This is a genomic window from Nostoc sp. FACHB-133, from assembly GCF_014698055.1.
In the GTDB taxonomy this organism is placed as follows: Bacteria; Cyanobacteriota; Cyanobacteriia; order Cyanobacteriales; family Nostocaceae; genus Nostoc.
Map to the genome: position 1 here is coordinate 53,428 of NZ_JACJSH010000022.1, position 17,544 is coordinate 70,971.

General features: G+C 42.6%; 14 protein-coding genes and 1 pseudogene. 9 read left to right on the top strand and 6 right to left on the bottom strand.

Annotated features, from left to right (window positions below; genetic code table 11):
* Positions 1–132: 132 nt before the first annotated feature.
* Positions 133–369 (bottom strand): membrane protein insertion efficiency factor YidD, encoded by a 237-nt coding sequence (yidD, locus tag H6G86_RS19015; RefSeq protein WP_012412579.1) that lies wholly within the window; start codon positions 367–369, stop codon positions 133–135.
* Between the two features lie 61 nt (positions 370–430).
* Between yidD and H6G86_RS19020 the strand changes: the two genes are divergently transcribed.
* Complete coding sequence (locus H6G86_RS19020) at positions 431–1,132, top strand: diacylglycerol/polyprenol kinase family protein (protein WP_190935602.1); 702 nt, start codon at positions 431–433, stop codon at positions 1,130–1,132.
* A 171-nt stretch (positions 1,133–1,303) separates the two neighbouring features.
* Positions 1,304–1,429, top strand: a pseudogene (locus tag H6G86_RS19025) (Uma2 family endonuclease); the annotation flags it as partial.
* 34 nt (positions 1,430–1,463) lie between these two features.
* Here H6G86_RS19025 and miaA read toward each other — a convergent pair.
* Positions 1,464–2,378 (bottom strand): tRNA (adenosine(37)-N6)-dimethylallyltransferase MiaA, encoded by a 915-nt coding sequence (gene miaA, locus H6G86_RS19030; RefSeq protein WP_190935603.1) that lies wholly within the window; start codon positions 2,376–2,378, stop codon positions 1,464–1,466.
* A 197-nt stretch (positions 2,379–2,575) separates the two neighbouring features.
* Between miaA and gyrB the strand changes: the two genes are divergently transcribed.
* On the top strand, positions 2,576–4,513 hold the full coding sequence (gene gyrB, locus H6G86_RS19035) for a DNA topoisomerase (ATP-hydrolyzing) subunit B (RefSeq protein ID WP_190935604.1): 1,938 nt from the start codon (positions 2,576–2,578) through the stop codon (positions 4,511–4,513).
* Between the two features lie 1,621 nt (positions 4,514–6,134).
* A complete protein-coding gene (gene rpoD, locus H6G86_RS19040) occupies positions 6,135–7,304 on the top strand; it encodes an RNA polymerase sigma factor RpoD (protein ID WP_012412585.1) in 1,170 nt (389 codons plus the stop codon).
* 136 nt (positions 7,305–7,440) lie between these two features.
* Here rpoD and H6G86_RS19045 read toward each other — a convergent pair whose 3' ends face one another.
* The 3 genes from H6G86_RS19045 to gyrA all read right to left on the bottom strand — a co-directional run bounded on the left by H6G86_RS19045 (position 7,441) and on the right by gyrA (position 11,033).
* Positions 7,441–7,626: a CAB/ELIP/HLIP family chlorophyll-binding protein gene (locus H6G86_RS19045; protein ID WP_069073374.1), complete on the bottom strand. Its 186-nt coding sequence runs from the start codon at positions 7,624–7,626 to the stop codon at positions 7,441–7,443.
* A 408-nt stretch (positions 7,627–8,034) separates the two neighbouring features.
* Positions 8,035–8,166, bottom strand: coding sequence for a GNAT family N-acetyltransferase (locus H6G86_RS39995; RefSeq protein WP_190935652.1), 132 nt, complete (start codon positions 8,164–8,166; stop codon positions 8,035–8,037).
* A 341-nt stretch (positions 8,167–8,507) separates the two neighbouring features.
* A complete protein-coding gene (gene gyrA, locus H6G86_RS19055; protein ID WP_190935605.1) occupies positions 8,508–11,033 on the bottom strand; it encodes a DNA gyrase subunit A in 2,526 nt (841 codons plus the stop codon).
* Positions 11,034–11,359: 326 nt separating this feature from the next.
* Between gyrA and H6G86_RS19060 the strand changes: the two genes are divergently transcribed.
* On the top strand, positions 11,360–11,767 hold the full coding sequence (locus H6G86_RS19060; protein ID WP_012412589.1) for a response regulator: 408 nt from the start codon (positions 11,360–11,362) through the stop codon (positions 11,765–11,767).
* A gap of 294 nt (positions 11,768–12,061) precedes the next feature.
* Here H6G86_RS19060 and H6G86_RS19065 read toward each other — a convergent pair whose 3' ends face one another.
* Positions 12,062–12,949, bottom strand: coding sequence for a tetratricopeptide repeat protein (locus H6G86_RS19065; RefSeq protein ID WP_114080779.1), 888 nt, complete (start codon positions 12,947–12,949; stop codon positions 12,062–12,064).
* A gap of 145 nt (positions 12,950–13,094) precedes the next feature.
* Between H6G86_RS19065 and H6G86_RS19070 the strand changes: the two genes are divergently transcribed.
* The 4 genes from H6G86_RS19070 to H6G86_RS19085 all read left to right on the top strand — a co-directional run bounded on the left by H6G86_RS19070 (position 13,095) and on the right by H6G86_RS19085 (position 17,540).
* Positions 13,095–13,733: a TetR/AcrR family transcriptional regulator gene (locus tag H6G86_RS19070; RefSeq protein WP_190935606.1), complete on the top strand. Its 639-nt coding sequence runs from the start codon at positions 13,095–13,097 to the stop codon at positions 13,731–13,733.
* A 268-nt stretch (positions 13,734–14,001) separates the two neighbouring features.
* Complete coding sequence (locus tag H6G86_RS19075; protein WP_190935607.1) at positions 14,002–14,556, top strand: hypothetical protein; 555 nt, start codon at positions 14,002–14,004, stop codon at positions 14,554–14,556.
* Between the two features lie 100 nt (positions 14,557–14,656).
* Entirely contained in the window at positions 14,657–16,237 is a 1,581-nt protein-coding gene (locus H6G86_RS19080; protein ID WP_190935608.1) for an efflux RND transporter periplasmic adaptor subunit, read from the top strand.
* A 22-nt stretch (positions 16,238–16,259) separates the two neighbouring features.
* The gene (locus H6G86_RS19085) at positions 16,260–17,540 is read left to right on the top strand and encodes an ABC transporter permease (RefSeq protein ID WP_199338339.1); all 1,281 of its coding nucleotides are present in this window, start codon (positions 16,260–16,262) and stop codon (positions 17,538–17,540) included.
* Positions 17,541–17,544: the final 4 nt, after the last annotated feature.

Sequence of the window (17,544 nt, forward strand, 5' to 3'; positions counted from 1 at the left end):
CAAATATCTATACCCACGAACACATCCTTTAATAATTTACCGCTCCTCTCATTCTCTGCGTCCCTCTGCGCTTCCCTTTGCGCCCCTCTGCGTTTAAATTTCACCCCTCAATTCCCCACTATTTGCACAAAACTACTCCTCCTTAACCTTTTCCACCACCTCTGGGACTGGATCGTAACCACCTGGATGAAACGGATGACAGCGCAAAATCCGCCGAGTTGCCATCCAGCTACCACGTAACACTCCAAATCGTTCAATAGCTTCAATAGCATACATCGAACAAGTTGGTTGAAAGCGACAAGTCGGGAGAAACAACGGCGAGATAAACATTCGGTAGCCCCGAATCAGCCAAATAAATAATAGTTTCATTGCAGTTACCTAAATCTTATAAATTAGTAACAGAGGTAAAATTTTTCATTTTCTTACATCTTTGTTGATTACATTTTCTGACTTCACCTCAATTCCGATTTTATGGCTGCAAATTGCGATTACTGCAATTTGGGTGTTACTCATCCTTCTGATTGCAGGGGTGGTAAACCGCTTTGCCAACAAGCCAGAAATCGTGCGGAAGATAGTTCATATTGGCACTGGTAACGTGATTTTACTTGCTTGGTGGCTAGATATCCCCGCCAGTGTAGGGATTACAGCTTCCATTCTAGCGAGTGCAATCACCTTATTATCCTACCGATTGCCTATTCTTCCTGGTATTAATAGCGTTGGGCGGCAAAGTTTCGGGACATTTTTTTACTCTGTTAGTTTCGGTATTTTAGTTGCCAGCTTCTGGTACTTACAACAACCCCAGTACGCAGCACTAGGAATTTTGATCATGACTTGGGGAGATGGACTAGCAGCTTTAATTGGACAACGCTTTGGTACACACAAGTATAAAGTCTTTGGCACACAAAAAAGTTGGGAAGGCTCCCTAACTATGATGTTTGTTAGCTATTTGATCAGTATTTTGATTTTAGTTGGAACTCAAGGAAACAGTTGGCAAACTTGGGTAATATCACTCGCGGTTGCATTTATCGCTACAGTTTTAGAGGCTTTTTCTTTTTTGGGTATTGACAATTTGACAGTCCCTTTGGGTAGTGCAGCCCTTGCCTTCTTTTTAAGTCAGTTAGTCTATTTCTAATTAAGCAAACAAGAGATATTTGCCCGATACGTTTCTCTAAATATCTAATAGTCTGTCAAATATATTTTGATGGATAAAGGAACGAACCACAAAGGACGCAAAGAGCGCTAAGGAAGAAGGAAAGAAGAAAAATTGAAAGATTTACTTATCCGTCAATTAGTTCTTGACAGACTTGTTTTGCTAACTGGAGATGAACGCGCCGAACAGGAACGACAACGCGCCGAACAAGCTGAACAACGCACCCAAATTTTAGCAGAACGGCTACGAGCTATGGGCATTGATCCCGAAACTCTCTAGGACACTCATGTAAAAACGCGAAAATTTTGCGTCTTTATATAAACGAAGAATGAGCGCAATTTGTAAACTCATTTATCCTGTGCCAAACCTTATCTAATAAATCAGGATCATTCGCATCAAACCATTCAATTTGGGAATATGCGCGAAACCAAGTGCGTTGTCGCTTGGCAAATTGTCGTGTATGCAAAACTATTAACTCTTTCGCTTCATCTAAGGAAATATCCCCAGCTAAATATTGTTTGATTTCTTGATAGCCCAAAGTATTCAACAAAGACAAATCAGCGCCATATTTTTGACAAAGATATTCCACCTCCACAACCAAACCATCTGCTATCATTTGGTCAGTACGCTGTTTAATCCGATTCCCCAACTTTTCAACATTGCAATCCAAACCTATTTGCAAAATTGGATAATTCGGCGGATTCTCCCCTTGTTGTTCGGAAATCGGGCATCCAGTAACATAATATACCTCTAAGGCTCTTAGAGTTCGTACTGAATCATTAGCATGAATTTTTTGTGCTGCAACGGGGTCAACTTGTTGTAACATGGCGTAGAGTTGTGGTTGACCGAGAGATTCAAGTTGCGATCGCAATTCAATTTGTGGTGCAACTCTCGGAATTTTCATCCCTTGAACAATGGAACGGATATATAAACCAGTACCACCAACTAGCAAAAGTGGCGTAACATCAACAGAAGCAATTAACGCTTGTGTTTGTTCCTGGTAGTCTGCTACTGTCATCGTGTCTGTGGGATCGCAGATATCTATTAAATAGTGCGGCACTAATTTTTGTTCAGCCACAGTTGGTTTTGCCGTCCCAATATCAAACTTACGGTAAACTTGACGAGAATCGGCACTAATAATTACAGAACCAAACCGCATCGCCAAAGCCAAAGCCAAACTCGACTTACCCGTTGCCGTCGCCCCACAAATCACAATTAATTTAGTCATTAGTCATTAGTCATTAATTTTCTTCTCTTTCTCCCATGCCCACGTTTGCCCTTATTGCATGGTAGTGCAACCCTAGTATAAACTTCTCTTGAAAATGCCCTACAGACGCTAGCAAGGCTTTTGTGTTACAATTTTGGAGTGTTTTTGCTTTTATTTATTTTTAGGCGAGTTTAACCCCACGCATCAGGAGAGTTTACATGACGAGCAGTTACAGTGCCGATCAGATTCAAGTTCTGGAAGGTCTGGAAGCCGTCCGCAAACGACCAGGAATGTACATTGGTACCACCGGGCCGCGAGGACTCCACCATTTAGTTTACGAGGTGGTGGACAATTCAATAGATGAGGCTTTGGCGGGTCATTGCACTCATATAGAGGTGGATATCAACGCTGATGGTTCCGTAACTGTAACAGATGATGGTCGCGGTATTCCCGTTGATACTCACTCGCGCACCGGGAAATCAGCTTTAGAAACCGTGATGACGGTACTACACGCTGGTGGTAAGTTTGGCGGCGGTGGCTACAAGGTTTCTGGAGGATTGCACGGGGTTGGTATTTCTGTTGTTAATGCCCTATCTGAAGTTGTAGAAGTTACAGTTTGGCGAGATAAAAAGGTTCATCTCCAACGCTATGAACGCGGTATCCCAGTTACCGAACTGCAAACCAAGCCTTACAAAGAAGAGAGAACTGGAACTTCTGTCACTTTCAAGCCAGATACCCAAATCTTTACAACTAGCATTGAGTTTGATTACATCACTTTATCAGGTCGCCTACGGGAGTTGGCGTATCTGAATGCAGGTGTCAAAATTACCTTTACCGATAATCGTCTAGAACTACTAAAAAGCGATACACCGAAGGTAGAATCCTACAATTACAAGGGTGGGATCAAAGAGTACATTGCTTACATGAACCGTGAGAAGCAACCCCTGCATGAAGAAATTATCTATGTACAGGGCGAACGCAACAACGTACAAGTGGAAGTTTCTTTGCAATGGTGTACTGATGCTTATACGGATAATGTGTTAGGTTTTGCTAACAATATTCGTACCGTGGATGGTGGTACGCACTTAGAAGGGTTGAAGGCGGTTTTGACGCGGACATTAAATGCGATCGCCCGCAAGCGCAATAAAATTAAAGAGAATGAACCTAATCTCAGTGGCGAACACGTCCGAGAAGGTTTGACTGCGGTAATTTCCGTTAAAGTCCCAGATCCAGAATTTGAAGGACAAACCAAAACCAAACTCGGTAACACCGAAGTACGGGGGATTGTCGATTCTCTGGTGGGAGAAGTTCTCACTGAATATCTAGAATTTCATCCGGCGATCGCAGATTCAATTTTAGATAAAGCTATCCAAGCTTTCAAAGCCGCAGAAGCAGCGCGTCATGCGCGGGAATTAGTTCGACGCAAATCTGTACTAGAATCTTCACCATTACCTGGTAAATTAGCAGATTGTAGTTCTCGCGATCCTAGCGAATCTGAGATATTCATCGTGGAAGGGGACTCAGCAGGCGGGAGTGCAAAACAGGGACGCGATCGCCGCACTCAAGCTATCTTGCCTCTACGTGGTAAAATTCTTAACATTGAAAAAACCGATGACGCTAAAATTTATAAAAATAACGAAGTTCAATCGTTAATTACAGCCCTCGGTTTAGGTGTCAAAGGTGATGAATTCGATTCCAACCAACTGCGTTATCACCGCATAGTCATCATGACGGATGCTGACGTAGATGGAGCGCACATCCGTACTTTGTTGTTAACATTCTTCTATCGATATCAACGAGCGCTCATCGAACAAGGCTTTATTTATATTGCTTGTCCCCCACTGTTTAAAGTAGAACGGGGACGTAATCATGAGTACTGCTATAGCGATCGCGAAAAGAATCAAGCGATCGCCAAATTCCCTGCTAACGCCAACTATACCATCCAACGCTTCAAAGGTTTGGGTGAAATGATGCCACAACAACTCTGGGATACCACCATGAACCCAGAAACCCGCAAAATGAAGCAAGTCGAAATTGAGGACGCAGCCGAAGCCGATCGCATCTTCACAATCTTAATGGGCGATCGTGTCGCACCCAGACGAGAATTTATCGAAACTTATGGTTCTAAACTCAACTTCACCGATTTAGATATTTAATATCAATTCCCTACCACGACTCTAATAATTTGTAACATTGGTAATGAGTGATACGTTTTCACCCATTACCTTTTTTATATCCTAGGCTTCTATAAAAATACTTCTTTTGGGTGATGACAAAGCAAGATTTCATAAATGCTTTATCCCCCTGTGCCTCTGCGGTAGCCTTCGGCAAGCCGCTTCTCTACGAGAGGCTACGCCAACGCGTCTATGTTATTCCGTAACTCTTAGGTAAATTTGAAATTAGTCAACATCATATAATTTGCTTATTGTCAATATCTGATGAAAATTCAATCTTCTAGTGTTAGCAACAGTACCAACTTTGTTGGAATGCTAGTTATAACAATACTTTTTGCACTTACTAGCTGATTAATTTTGTCCACCAACTAGAAACACATTTGTTATGCTTTAAGAAAATCACTGAATATCATCTATCAAACAGCAATTAATAAGTATCTTGAGGATTTCTCATCATAAGATGACAGAAACTTACCGAAAGAAAAGTATTGAAATTTACAATTAAGTTACGCAATCCAGCTTTGTAACTAAAATCATCAGGTAATTTTCTGGGTTCTCTCGGCTTGAGAGAATGGCTACTGGAAGCACACACCATCTGGCTGAAAACTTGTTAATATCTTCATGTGCTGCCGTAGCGATCACTATTGTATCGTATGTATCTAATGAAGTTTTGCCAGAAATAGGACTATACTGGCAAATTCACAGGACAAATTGTTTTTGAATTGATTAAAATATCCTTGTATACAATAAGAAAAGTTTGTCAAGTTTCATAGGGCTGAAATCGCCACAGTGCGCTAACGTGTGAATAAGGCCGAATTAGTTAAACCTAAATTGATCTGCCATCAGGTCGATATGCTACAGCCTCAACTCCTCAGTTAAGGTAATTAGTAAGCAGAAGGTTAACTCTTTTAAGGCAAGCACCGCCACCCTGGTTGTATTTACCCAATCGGAAGACTAGCTTTAATCTCAGGAATGCGTAATTTATGAAGGAAATGTAAAAATGGGTAGATTAATACTTGTCGTCTGAGTTAACATACAATGCACTCTTTCTAAGTAATTAATGTTGTGTAAAATACATGAAATCGAGCAGGAGCAAGCGTACTTACTTTGTAATGTAATAAGAACGTCACTGCGATTCCGAAAAGTGGAGAAAAAATTTCAGGGTATAACTCTTGTTTTTAATGTCTTTTTGGTAATAGTGGCTAATAATTACTCTGGGAGTTCATGATTAATACACAAAAAGAGTGCAATTTCTGTGAAACAGGCTACAATCGGAAGAGTCTTTATAAGAAAATCTGCCAGCAGTCTGAACTCATTAGTATAGAGTGGCAAATTTTTTCAGAAAGACGAGTATTTTTTTTGACCAGTTAGTTGAAAGCAATATGTGATAGCAACACATATAACATTTACTAGGGTGAGCAAATCACTTTTAGAAATAGCTTAAACTAAAGTAAAAAAACCTCCTACCGGAGGTGCAAAAGATCCGAAAATATTTCTGGCAAATCTGCCAAAAAGCTTATTTTCGGTTGACAATTGGCTCGTTTAAAAGAGCAGTAAACACATCTTGAGTAATTGATTCTGCAAGGAGCATGAGGAACGCGGCATGAACCAGGCTAACAACGTACTCGAAAGCATATATCAGCCTGACCTAGAAATAATGAATCAGCCTGAGCTCGAGTTAGAAGAACTCTTAATAGATGATGAAGAGGACTTGCTTATCATCGATGAAGGTGACGATGAATTTTTAGAGCCTCAGTCTGATGAGGACGACGCAAAGTCTGGAAAAGCCGCTAAATCGCGTCGTCGGACACAAAGCAAGAAAAAGCATTACACAGAAGATTCCATTCGGCTTTACTTGCAAGAAATTGGTAGAATTCGGCTGTTGCGGGCAGACGAAGAAATCGAATTGGCGCGGAAAATCGCCGATTTGCTGGAATTAGAGAGGGTGCGGGAAAGACTCTCAGAACAGTTGGATCGCGATCCTCGAGATAGTGAATGGGCAGAAGCAGTACAACTGCCCTTACCAGCTTTTCGTTATCGCCTGCATGTTGGTCGCAGAGCGAAAGATAAGATGGTGCAATCTAACCTCCGTCTTGTGGTTTCAATTGCTAAGAAGTACATGAATCGTGGTTTGTCGTTCCAAGACTTAATTCAGGAAGGCAGTCTCGGTTTGATTCGTGCCGCTGAAAAGTTTGACCACGAAAAAGGCTATAAGTTCTCCACTTATGCTACATGGTGGATTCGTCAAGCAATTACCCGCGCGATCGCAGATCAATCCCGCACAATTCGTCTTCCAGTTCACCTTTACGAAACCATCTCTCGGATTAAGAAAACTACCAAGTTACTTTCTCAAGAAATGGGTCGCAAACCTACCGAGGAAGAAATTGCCACTCGGATGGAAATGACCATTGAGAAATTGCGGTTTATAGCAAAATCTGCCCAGTTGCCTATTTCATTAGAAACGCCTATTGGTAAAGAAGAAGATTCTCGATTGGGCGATTTTATTGAATCTGATGGTGAGACACCAGAAGACCAAGTTTCCAAAAATCTTCTGCGCGAAGACCTGGAAAAAGTCCTCGACAGTCTCAGTCCCCGTGAACGCGATGTCCTCAGACTGCGTTACGGCTTGGATGATGGTCGGATGAAGACCCTTGAGGAAATCGGCCAGATTTTCAACGTTACCCGCGAACGGATTCGTCAAATTGAGGCGAAGGCACTTCGTAAGTTACGCCACCCAAATCGTAACAGCGTTCTCAAAGAGTATATCCGGTAGTCAATTAGTCATTAGTCATTGGTCATTAGTAAATAAACAAATGACAAATGACAAATGACAAAACAATAAAAAACCTGGTAGTGAATTAGCACTCCAGGTTTTTTTATTTATAGGTCATCTTAAATATTAAAACTTATTATAGGATGCCCCAAAAATGTAGGAAGCCTTGACCAGAAAAAACTTCAACCAAAATAGCTGCTGAAAAGCCAATCATTGCCAAGCGACCGTTCCAAATCTCTGCTTGTGGGGTAAAGCCCCAGCGCCAAGCGTTACGATCTTCAATTACAGGAGTAGTGACTTTTGTTGTGCTTGCATTTGTCATGGTTCGGACTCCAAACTTTATTTTTAAGGTTTATTGCCTTATGTAAACTAATATAACAAATATTTTTAGAAAGGCAACATTTTTTATACTTTTGTTTCTATATCTTGACATAAATCGACATAGCTATTTACATAGCTATTTATATAGATTAAAACATCAGTCTTCAGTGAGATTTACAGAGATCGAAGAAATGTTGTCTAGACTTTTACCTTTATAGACTAATATATCTTATTAAGATTAATTATCAAGTAATTTAGTTACATTGCTTTATTTTGGAATAATTTCGGATTCTAAAATGGAAATTTATTGATAATCTAAATCATTACTAGCCCATTTCCATTTCTTTTGAAGTCGAAACAAAACCAAGCTGCCCGTACCTCAGTGGAATGAAGCCAGAGATGTTTTGCCTCAGTTTCTCTCACAAACAAAGCAGATAATTTCCTTTAATAAAGCTGTTGCAATTCCCTGTCCTCGCCACATCGGAATTGTATAAACGTTCAGAATGTAGGCTTCTAAACCTGAGAGATTGCTGTTGTTCAGTTAAGGGCCACTGGCAAAAATTTTGGGTTTTTAAGACGCGATAAATCGCCGTCTCTACAAGTGTTTTGGTTTTATCTGAACTGTATTGTGTTATGAGGCGGTCGTTGAAAAAATACCAAGCCGCTAGTGGCAAAAATTTGACAATCCACTTCAGGTACCCAAGATAAAAACTCACCCGACGGCATTTTTTCGCCAATATATTTTCGAGTTGCTTCTGCTAGGTTTGTGGTGTCAGAGTCACCTTTAATATCGCTAGCCTCCCGCAGGAGTTAGAGATGCAATTGGATTAGCGCCTCTAAATTCTGCAAGTTAGCTTGTCACAAGTTGAAAATCACTCTGATTTACGATCGCACTTCAGCCACGGTGATGATTTTTTCATCGCGGTTGAGTTGGATGATACTTTCACCTTTGACATCCCGGCCTAAAATCGGCACTGTTTCCACAGGTATCCGCACTACCCGTTCCTTATTCGTCACTAAAGCTACCTCGCCAGATGTGTTGGCGTAGCCCGCCGTTCGCGTAGCGTCTCGTAGAGAAGGCATCGCTATGACCATACCAGCTAAATTATCAGTTTTGCTAGCAAATTTTAGCGCTTGCGTCCCTAAATCGCCGCGATTAGCCGCTCTTAACTGACTCGCAGCCATGCGCTTGGCATATCCTTCTTGAGTAACTAGCAGCAGATGGTCATCTTTACCGACAGTCACACAGCCAACCATTTGCTGATTTTTCAATAACCGAAACGCTTGTAAACCCATCGCTGTGCGACCCATAATCGGTAATTGTTCATCATTGGTTGCAAAGCGCAGCAGTCGCCCACCAGAACTAGCTAAAATCAGATGCGCTCCTGGAGCAGTGAACTGGGTAAATGACAATTCATCATCGTCTTTGAGCTTTAAAATCGTGATTCCGCGCCGCGTCAAGTTTGTGAATTCTCCCAGAGACAGACGCTTAATTCGTCCCTGTTTTGTTAAGAGAATCATCTGCTGAGTTTCAAGATTATCCGGCAGCAAAAAGCGGCTGACTACAGCTTCTTGAGCGCCTTGAGCAGTATTACTGAGCATAGTAATCAAAGGTTTTCCCCGTGGAGAACGCCCAGTAGTTGGCGGAATTTCCCCTACATTCACAGGATAGACTTTGCCGCCACCGGTTAGTATTAGCAAGTCTTTTTGGGTGTCAGTCAACACGGTTTGGATAATAAAGTCATTATCATGCAAACCATTTTCAGCTTTTGACTTTCTCCCAGATGGTTGGGTGCGACGGACATAACCCCGTTGGGTAAATTCTAAAATTGCTTCTTCTGCCGGTTCAGAAGATTTAAGTTCCTCCTCCTCGGCCCTAGACTTCTGCTCCTCGGCCCTAGACTTTTGCTCCTCTCCAATTTTTGTTCGCCGGGGATCGCTGTACTTGCGCTTGAGCGATCGCAAATCTTTTTTCAGCGCCTTGAGTAATTCGCGGCGATCGTTGAGTAATTGCTCCAATAAGCTAATTTGTCCACTGATCTGCTCAAATTCCTGCTGCAAATTTTGCTGTTCTAAACTGGTGAGGCGACGCAATGGCATAGCCAAAATTGCATCTCCTTGTACCTCACTCAAATCCAGTCGGCTACAAAGATTTATTTTTGCCGTACTCCCATCGGGAGCTTGCCGCAAAATTTGAATTACCTCATCCAAATTAGACAGCGCTTTCAGCAAACCTTCTACCAAATGCACACGACTTTGGGCCTTCCCCAACTCGTAATTGTAGCGACGGTTCAGCGTCTCTTCCCGGAATTTCAAAAACTCCTGCAACAGTTGGCGCAAACTTAACTGGCGGGGTTGTCCATCCACTATTGCTAGGAGAATTGCCCCAAACGTCATTTGCAAAGCAGTTTGGTGATATAAATGCTGGAGAACTTCTTGGGGATTGGTATCGCGTTTGAGTTCAATTACTACTCGCATCCCTTCGCGATCGCTCTCATCTCGCAGATCAGAAATTCCTTGCAAACGACCTTGATTTACTAAGTCTGCTACCTTCTCAATCCAGGCTGCCTTATTCACTTGATATGGCAATTCTGTAATGATAATTGCCGTCCGTCGCTTGCTTCCCCTACTGGCTGGAATTTCTTCTAGAGTCGCAACTCCCCGCAGCAGAATTCCACCTTTACCTGTGGTGTATGCTTCCCGAATTCCAGTCTCACCAATTATTTCTCCACCGGTGGGAAAGTCTGGCCCTGGAATTAGCTCGAATAACTTTTCATCTGGCAAATCTGGATTGTCGATTAAGGCAATTAACCCATCCACAATTTCCCCCAAGTTGTGGGGTGGTACATTTGTCGCCATTCCCACGGCGATCCCAGAACAGCCATTGAGCAACAGAAATGGCAATTGAGCAGGTAGCACCGTTGGTTCTTGCTGGGAATTATCAAAGTTCCCGACAAATTCCACCGTCTCTTCGCCGATTTCTGTCAGCATTCCCTCATGACTGATGGGTGCGAGGCGTGTTTCTGTGTAACGCATCGCTGCTGGCGGGTCATTATCGACGCTACCAAAGTTACCGTGTCCTGCTAGCAAAGGATAGCGGCTAGAAAAATCCTGCACTAGCCTGACTAAGGCATCATAAACTGATTGGTCGCCGTGGGGATGGTATTTACCCAACACATCACCCACTACACGGGCACATTTTCGATAGGGTCTATCTGGTACTAAACCGAGTTCGTGCATTGCATACAAAATGCGCCGATGCACTGGTTTTAAGCCATCACGCACGTCTGGTAGCGCTCGCCCGACAATCACGCTCATGGCATATTCGAGATAAGACCGTTGCATCTCGGTGTGCAGGGCTGTTGGAATTACCTGTCCCGTTGAGAGAAGGTTTAACTGTTTTGCCATGAGTTTTTTCCCTGAAATTTAACTACACAAAAGTTGGCGGAACTCAATATTGCAGCAACCACAGCATAACGGATGAAATGGGATTCCTAACAAAATATTGATAGTCATAGAAGAAAAAGCAGTAGTATCATCCTTGATGACAAGGAGGTACATACACTATTAAAAAGGAAACAGATAGCAGGTAGCTGTTTTAATCGAATGATAATCTGCTGCACATTTAATTTGTATAGGCTTTATAGCCAGGATACCTGCCATGACTGCATTTTTTCATTTTTAATTTTGAATTGCTTAATCCCCTCACCTCTACCTCTATAACTAAAATTCTCATGAAAACTGTTTTAATTGTCGAAGACGATCTAATTAATGCTCGCGTTTTTTCCAAGATTTTGTCCAAGCGCGGCGGCTTGGGAGTGAAACATACTGAAAATGTGGAAGAAGTAATAAAAATTGCCCAATCAGGAGAAGCCGACCTGATTTTAATGGATGTTTCTCTATCCAGAAGTGTTTACCAAGGGAAATCTGTTGATGGAATCAAGATTACACAGATGTTAAAATCCGATCCAAAAACAGCGAACTTACCTGTTATTTTGGTGACGGCACATGCTATGGAAGGCGATCGCGAGAATTTTCTCAAGCAAAGCGGCGCTGATGGCTACATTTCTAAACCAGTTGTTGACCATCAACAGTTTGTTGACCAAATCCTCGCACTTCTACCCACAGACGGCCAATCGTAATTGACGACTGATTCCAGGAATATTCGCCCGCAAAGGTTTTTGGGCGACTATTTCCTGTATTTAGTTAGTATAGATGTACTACGAAAAGGTACTATTAGGCAAGTAGTAATAGGAAAGTCAATTGACAATGGGGAATTGGGAATTGGGAATTGGGAATTGGGCATTGGGCATTGGGCATTGGGCATTGGGCATTGGGCATTGAGCATTGAGCATGAAGAAGAGACAAGGACTTGTTCAATAATTCCCCCTTGTCCCCCTGTCTCCCCTGCCTCCCCTGCACCCTGCTCCCCACTCCTATTGAGTAGGCTGTTTTCCAGGGGCTGATGATGAGTTTTCTGGTTGCTGTAATGCTGCTTGAATACGGGGTAATTCTAGGAATTTTTTCGTATCAGACAATAGGCGATCGCCCCAGAGATTTTCTTTAAGAAAATTCAAATTAGCATAGCGCTGATCGATGCGGAGTGCAGCTTCTCCCATTGTTAGACCTTGTTGGCGATCACCTTTGGTATACAGTGCTACTGCCAAAGCTAATAAAGGTTCTGCGGCTTGCTTATCAAGGGTTACAGCAGATTGCCATCGTTTAATTGCTTCAGAGGTATTACCCTGTTCGTAGTTGATTAAGCCAATATTGTTGAGCGCTGGCCAGAATTTTTTATCTTGAGAGACTGCTTTATCGTACTGTGCGATCGCATCTGGCAATTTACCCAGTAGATAGTAAGCATTACCCAAATCAAATAACCCTTCTGGATCGTTGGGTTTTAACTTCAAGCCGTCTTGGTAATTGACAACCGCTGCTTGATAATTTTTCTGCTGAAAATTAGCTGAACCCAAAGCAAACAAAATATCACCATTTTTGGGGTTGAGAGATTGCGCTTTTTTCAGACTAGCGATCGCCCCGTCAAACTCTTTGGTTTGGAGTTGCAATCCACCTAAAAGCAACCAGACTTTATCGTTCTTCGGAGCCAGTTGACTAGCCAGCCGCGCTCGTGGCAAAGCTAATTCAACCTGTTGAAACTGAGCTAGTTGAGCCGCCTCTTGTGCCAGGCTCAATCCCTGCTTCTCTAACTTTGTCCCATCTAGTTGCAGTGTATGGGGTATTAATGCCTGCGCGTTAGCGGCTTTTGGCATACTCCACAAACTACAGACCATTAGCAAAGAAATCAAACGAACATGTTTAGGCACATTACCGCCTTTAAGCCACTAATCAAAGAATCTTTCAGCTAGCTTAAACGATCTCCGCTCTTGACGGCAGCAAAATATTACGTCATTAGTTATTGACATTCCCATCACAAGGGCAATATATTAATAAGTAATTACTCACTTATTTATGGCTCGTGTACCCAAAATCACCAATCAGCAGATATTAGAAGCGGCTCGTCAAGTTTTCCTGCAACAAGGATTTGGTGCTTCAACCTTAGAAATTGCTCAACAGGCAGGTATTTCTGAAGCTTCAATTTTCAAGCGATTCTCAACGAAAGAAGAATTATTTTTTGCGGCGATGGGAATTCCAGAAAAACCCGTGTGGGTGAGCGAGTTGGAATCTCTTAGTGGCAAAGGCAATCTCAAAGAAAACCTAATCAATATTTGCCTCCAGATTATGGAATTTTATCGTGAGGTGCTGCCTCAGATTGTGATGCTGCGATCGCGAGGCAATACGTTTCCAGAACTTGGAGGTAAAGAACCAAGACCCATACAAGATTTCAAAGCACTGACCGCTTTTCTAGAGTATGAAATCAACCAAAATCGCCTTCGCCCTTGTGATCCCCAGACAGTGGCTCATATTTTACTCGGATCGTTGATGAACTATGTTTTCTTAGAGCAGATTTCGTCTCAAAAAAGTATAAAAGAAGACGATTTTGTAATAAAAACTTACTTAAAGCCTGAAGATCGTGGTACAGAAGTATCAGCATTTATCCAAAATTTTGTGGATATTATCTGGCAAGGAATTGCACCAATACAGGATTAAATTTAAAAAGATTGGGCAATAAATATTAATTATTCTCCCTCATCTCCCCATTAAAAACTGATGACTTTGGTCATACATAAGTCTCGAATTACTAATGACTTTTGTCATACATTGGTTTCAACTTTTTGATCGATAATTATTATGTATGAATTTATACGATGAGGTAAATATCAAACATATTGATACCCGAATAAAAGCAACTATCTAAGTATTGCTGAATCTAAACCTCAGCAGAATAGAAATTTAATACCTATAAGGAGTTAATTTCATGTTGAAACCAAACCGTGTGTCGATAGTCCTAGCTGCTGCTGCTCTGATAATTGTTCCCACTCTTTTGACTGCACCTGCAAGTGCCCAGACGAAAGTCTATGTTGTTGGCGATCGCGATCAAAATTGGGATCGTGACGGCAGATCCTATCCTGGAGAAGTTCGAAACCTTAGAGATCGGGATAATAATTGGAACCGCGACGGCAGATCCTATCCTGTAGAAGTCCGAAACCCTAGAGATCGGGATAATTGGAACCGCGACGGTAGATCCTACCCTAGAGAAGTCAGAAACTCTAGAGATCGGGACAATTGGAACCGCGACAACCAATCCTATAGCAGAGTAGTCAGACTTGGTAATGGTGACATTAGATATCCCAACGGGCAAATTATTTCTGCTAGATCCATAGTTAGACTGCGTAACCAAGGTTACTTCAGACTTCCCAACGGAGATATTCTTCTTCCCAGTCAAGAAATTGTTCCTGCTGGAAGATTAGTGAGAGTGCGTGATGATTATTTCAGACTTCCTAGTGGGCTGGTACTGCAAATAAATCTTTAAAACACTAAACACTCAAAATCATTGTCAGTATAAGGCTACCAGGCTATAGTTTAGCCGTGAATAACTGGCTCGGTAGCCGTTCCTTATAGACAAAATGGATATGAAAATTGATACACCAAATGCCGTAGATTCATCAGTTTTAGTTCCAGAGGTAAAGAAAAAAAAGGGCAAACGAAATTGGCTCTCTTGGCTAATTGCTTTTTGCCTATTGGGTGGAATTGGCTATGCAGTTTATTACCAAGTAGCCGTTGTTTCTCAGCAACAAGCCAGTCGTCGGGTACTGACAAGACCTGTACAAAGGCAAAGTTTAACAATCACAGTTTCAGCAAACGGAACAGTGAAACCTGAGCGCTCAATCAACCTCAGCCCGAAAAATTCCGGTATCTTGAAAACACTGCTAGCGAAAGAAGGGGATCTCGTCAAACAAGGACAGATTGTCGCTTACATGGATGATTCCAACTTGCGGGGGCAACTCACCTCTGCTCAAGGACAATTGGCACAAGCCGAGGCGAATTTGCAAAAAGCGATCGCAGGTAATCGTCCTCAAGATATTGCTCAAGCACAAGGAGTATTAGACGAAGCCCAGGCGAATCTGCAAAAGGTACAAGCAGGCAATCGCTCTCAAGATATTGCTCAAGCACAGGCACGCTTGCAAAGCGCTCAAGCCACTCTTCGCCAAGCAGAAGATGATTTTGTTCGTAATCAACAGCTTTACAATGCAGGCGGTATATCCCTTCAGACTCTTAACCAAAACCGTGCCACTCGTGACAGCGCCCAAGCTAGTGTAAATGAAGCACAGCAAGCACTGGGATTGCAAAAAGCTGGGTCACGTCCAGAAGACATCGAGCAAGCACAAGCTGTAGTGAAGCAGAGACAGCAAGCTTTGGCACTTCTGAAAGCAGGAACGCGCCAAGAAGATATTAATGCAGCCCGCGCCCAGGTAACATCTGCTCGTGGTTCGCTACAAAACATCCAAGCCGAAATCAATGACACAATTATTCGCGCCCCTTTTGATGGGGTGGTGACAAAGAAATTTGCCGATCCCGGCGCTTTTGTAACACCCACAACTGCTAGTAGTGAAGTAGCTTCCTCTTCTTCTTCTTCGATCTTGTCTCTAGCTTCAACCAATGAAGTTGTCGCAAATTTAGCGGAAACAAATATTTCCAAAATCAGCCTTGGTCAAAAAGTTTCGATTACAGCAGATGCCTACCCAGGAAAAACCTTTGAAGGTAAAGTCAGCCAAATCGCAGCCCAAGCAATAGTAGAGCAAAACGTCACCAGTTTTGAAGTGAGAGTATCACTTTCTGACCCTGAAAGACTACTGCGTTCTGGGATGAATGCGGAAGTAGATTTTCAAATCGGTCAGGTTGAAAATGTTTTAGTAGTACCAACTGCGTCAGTTGTGCGACAACAAAATGCCACAGGTGTGTTTGTGACTGGAGCAGATAACAAACCTGTCTTTACTCGCATCGAGACTGGAGTCACCGCAAATAACTTTACCGAAGTTAAGTCTGGATTGACAGGAAACGAGAGAGTATTACTCAGTTTCCCACCAGGGTCACGTCCGCAATCAACACCACGAGGAGGAGTTTTCCCTGGTATGGGAGGAGGTGGTGGAACTGGCGGTGGCGGAAGAGGAGCCGGTGGCGGCGGTGGTCGTTCAGGCGGTGGTTCTCCTTAAAGTGAGTTTTAAATAAAACCTTATGTTTAAGATATTTAAGGGCTTTTACAAAGCTAAGAAGACCCGCACAGTACCGTTGCTGGAAATCTTGACAATGGCAGCAGAGACATTGTGGAGTAACAAATTACGCACAGGTCTAACGATGTTGGGCGTGATTATTGGGATTTCATCAGTCATTGCCATTACTTCTGTTGGTCAGGGAGTGCAAAAGGGCGTAGAACAACAGATACAAGCATTGGGTACAGATGTGATCCAAATCTTGGCGGGTGCTGCAAGAAGCGGGAATGTCCGTCAAGGAGTAGGTTCTAGCAGCACCTTGACCTGGGAAGATGCAAAAGCGATCGCTACACAAGCACCATCAGCCCAGATGGTTTCTGCTTATCTCCAACGGACTGCTCAAGTTGTGTATGCAGGACAGAACACCTCAACAACCATTTATGGCACAGATTTAAATTATCCAGAAGTCAGAAATACTCACCCCCAGCAAGGGAGATATTTTACTCAAGAAGAACTAGATACTGTCGCACAGGTAGCTATTCTTGGCCCTACAGTTCAAACCACGCTCTTTGGACAGGGTGTAAATCCTATCGGCGAGAAAATTCGCATTCAGGGAGAGGCTTATCAAGTGATTGGGGTGATGGAACCTAAAGGCTCTCAGGGCCCGATGGATCGAGATGACCAGGTTTTCATTCCTCTAACTAGTATGTCGAAGAGACTAGTAGGGAACAATGCTTTGGTAGGCGTTTCTGTAAATGGAATTTTAGTCAAAGGCGCTAATCAGGAGCAGTTAGAAGCTGCTCAGTTTCAAGTTACCAATCTCTTACGTCTGCGTCACAACATTTATCCGCCACAAGCTGATGATTTTCGGCTAACTAATCAAGCTGATATTGTTAGTACTTTTACTAGTGTTGTAGGCTTATTTACAGTAATGGTGGTAGCGATCGCTGGCATTTCGTTAGTGGTTGGTGGAATTGGTATTGCCAACATTATGCTAGTTTCCGTAGTTGAGCGGACGCGAGAGATCGGGATTCGTAAAGCTGTAGGAGCCACCAATTCAGCAATCCTTAATCAATTTTTAGCCGAAGCGATCGTAATTTCCATTGTTGGCGGAGGTATTGGGATGGCCACTGGGATTTTATTAGCCTTTATAGCTTCAAGTATTTTCAAATTTCCCTTTGTTATTTCTTTCTTGTCGATTATTGCTGGATTTGTACTCTCATTGAGTGTTGGCTTAGTCGCTGGGGTAATTCCAGCACGAAACGCATCTAAATTAGATCCAATTAATGCTTTAAGAAGCGACTAAATAA

Excerpts from the sequence above, each read along its gene's own strand:
- H6G86_RS19075 (WP_190935607.1), top strand. The coding sequence starts at position 14,002 with ATGTTGAAACCAAACCGTGTGTCGATAGTCCTAGCTGCTGCTGCTCTG.
- H6G86_RS19085 (WP_199338339.1), top strand. The coding sequence starts at position 16,260 with ATGTTTAAGATATTTAAGGGCTTTTACAAAGCTAAGAAGACCCGCACA.
- miaA (WP_190935603.1), bottom strand. The coding sequence starts at position 2,378 with ATGACTAAATTAATTGTGATTTGTGGGGCGACGGCAACGGGTAAGTCG.
- yidD (WP_012412579.1), bottom strand. The coding sequence starts at position 369 with ATGAAACTATTATTTATTTGGCTGATTCGGGGCTACCGAATGTTTATC.
- H6G86_RS19080 (WP_190935608.1), top strand. The coding sequence starts at position 14,657 with ATGAAAATTGATACACCAAATGCCGTAGATTCATCAGTTTTAGTTCCA.
- rpoD (WP_012412585.1), top strand. The coding sequence starts at position 6,135 with ATGAACCAGGCTAACAACGTACTCGAAAGCATATATCAGCCTGACCTA.
- gyrB (WP_190935604.1), top strand. The coding sequence starts at position 2,576 with ATGACGAGCAGTTACAGTGCCGATCAGATTCAAGTTCTGGAAGGTCTG.
- gyrA (WP_190935605.1), bottom strand. The coding sequence starts at position 11,033 with ATGGCAAAACAGTTAAACCTTCTCTCAACGGGACAGGTAATTCCAACA.
- H6G86_RS19060 (WP_012412589.1), top strand. The coding sequence starts at position 11,360 with ATGAAAACTGTTTTAATTGTCGAAGACGATCTAATTAATGCTCGCGTT.
- H6G86_RS19045 (WP_069073374.1), bottom strand. The coding sequence starts at position 7,626 with ATGACAAATGCAAGCACAACAAAAGTCACTACTCCTGTAATTGAAGAT.
- H6G86_RS19070 (WP_190935606.1), top strand. The coding sequence starts at position 13,095 with ATGGCTCGTGTACCCAAAATCACCAATCAGCAGATATTAGAAGCGGCT.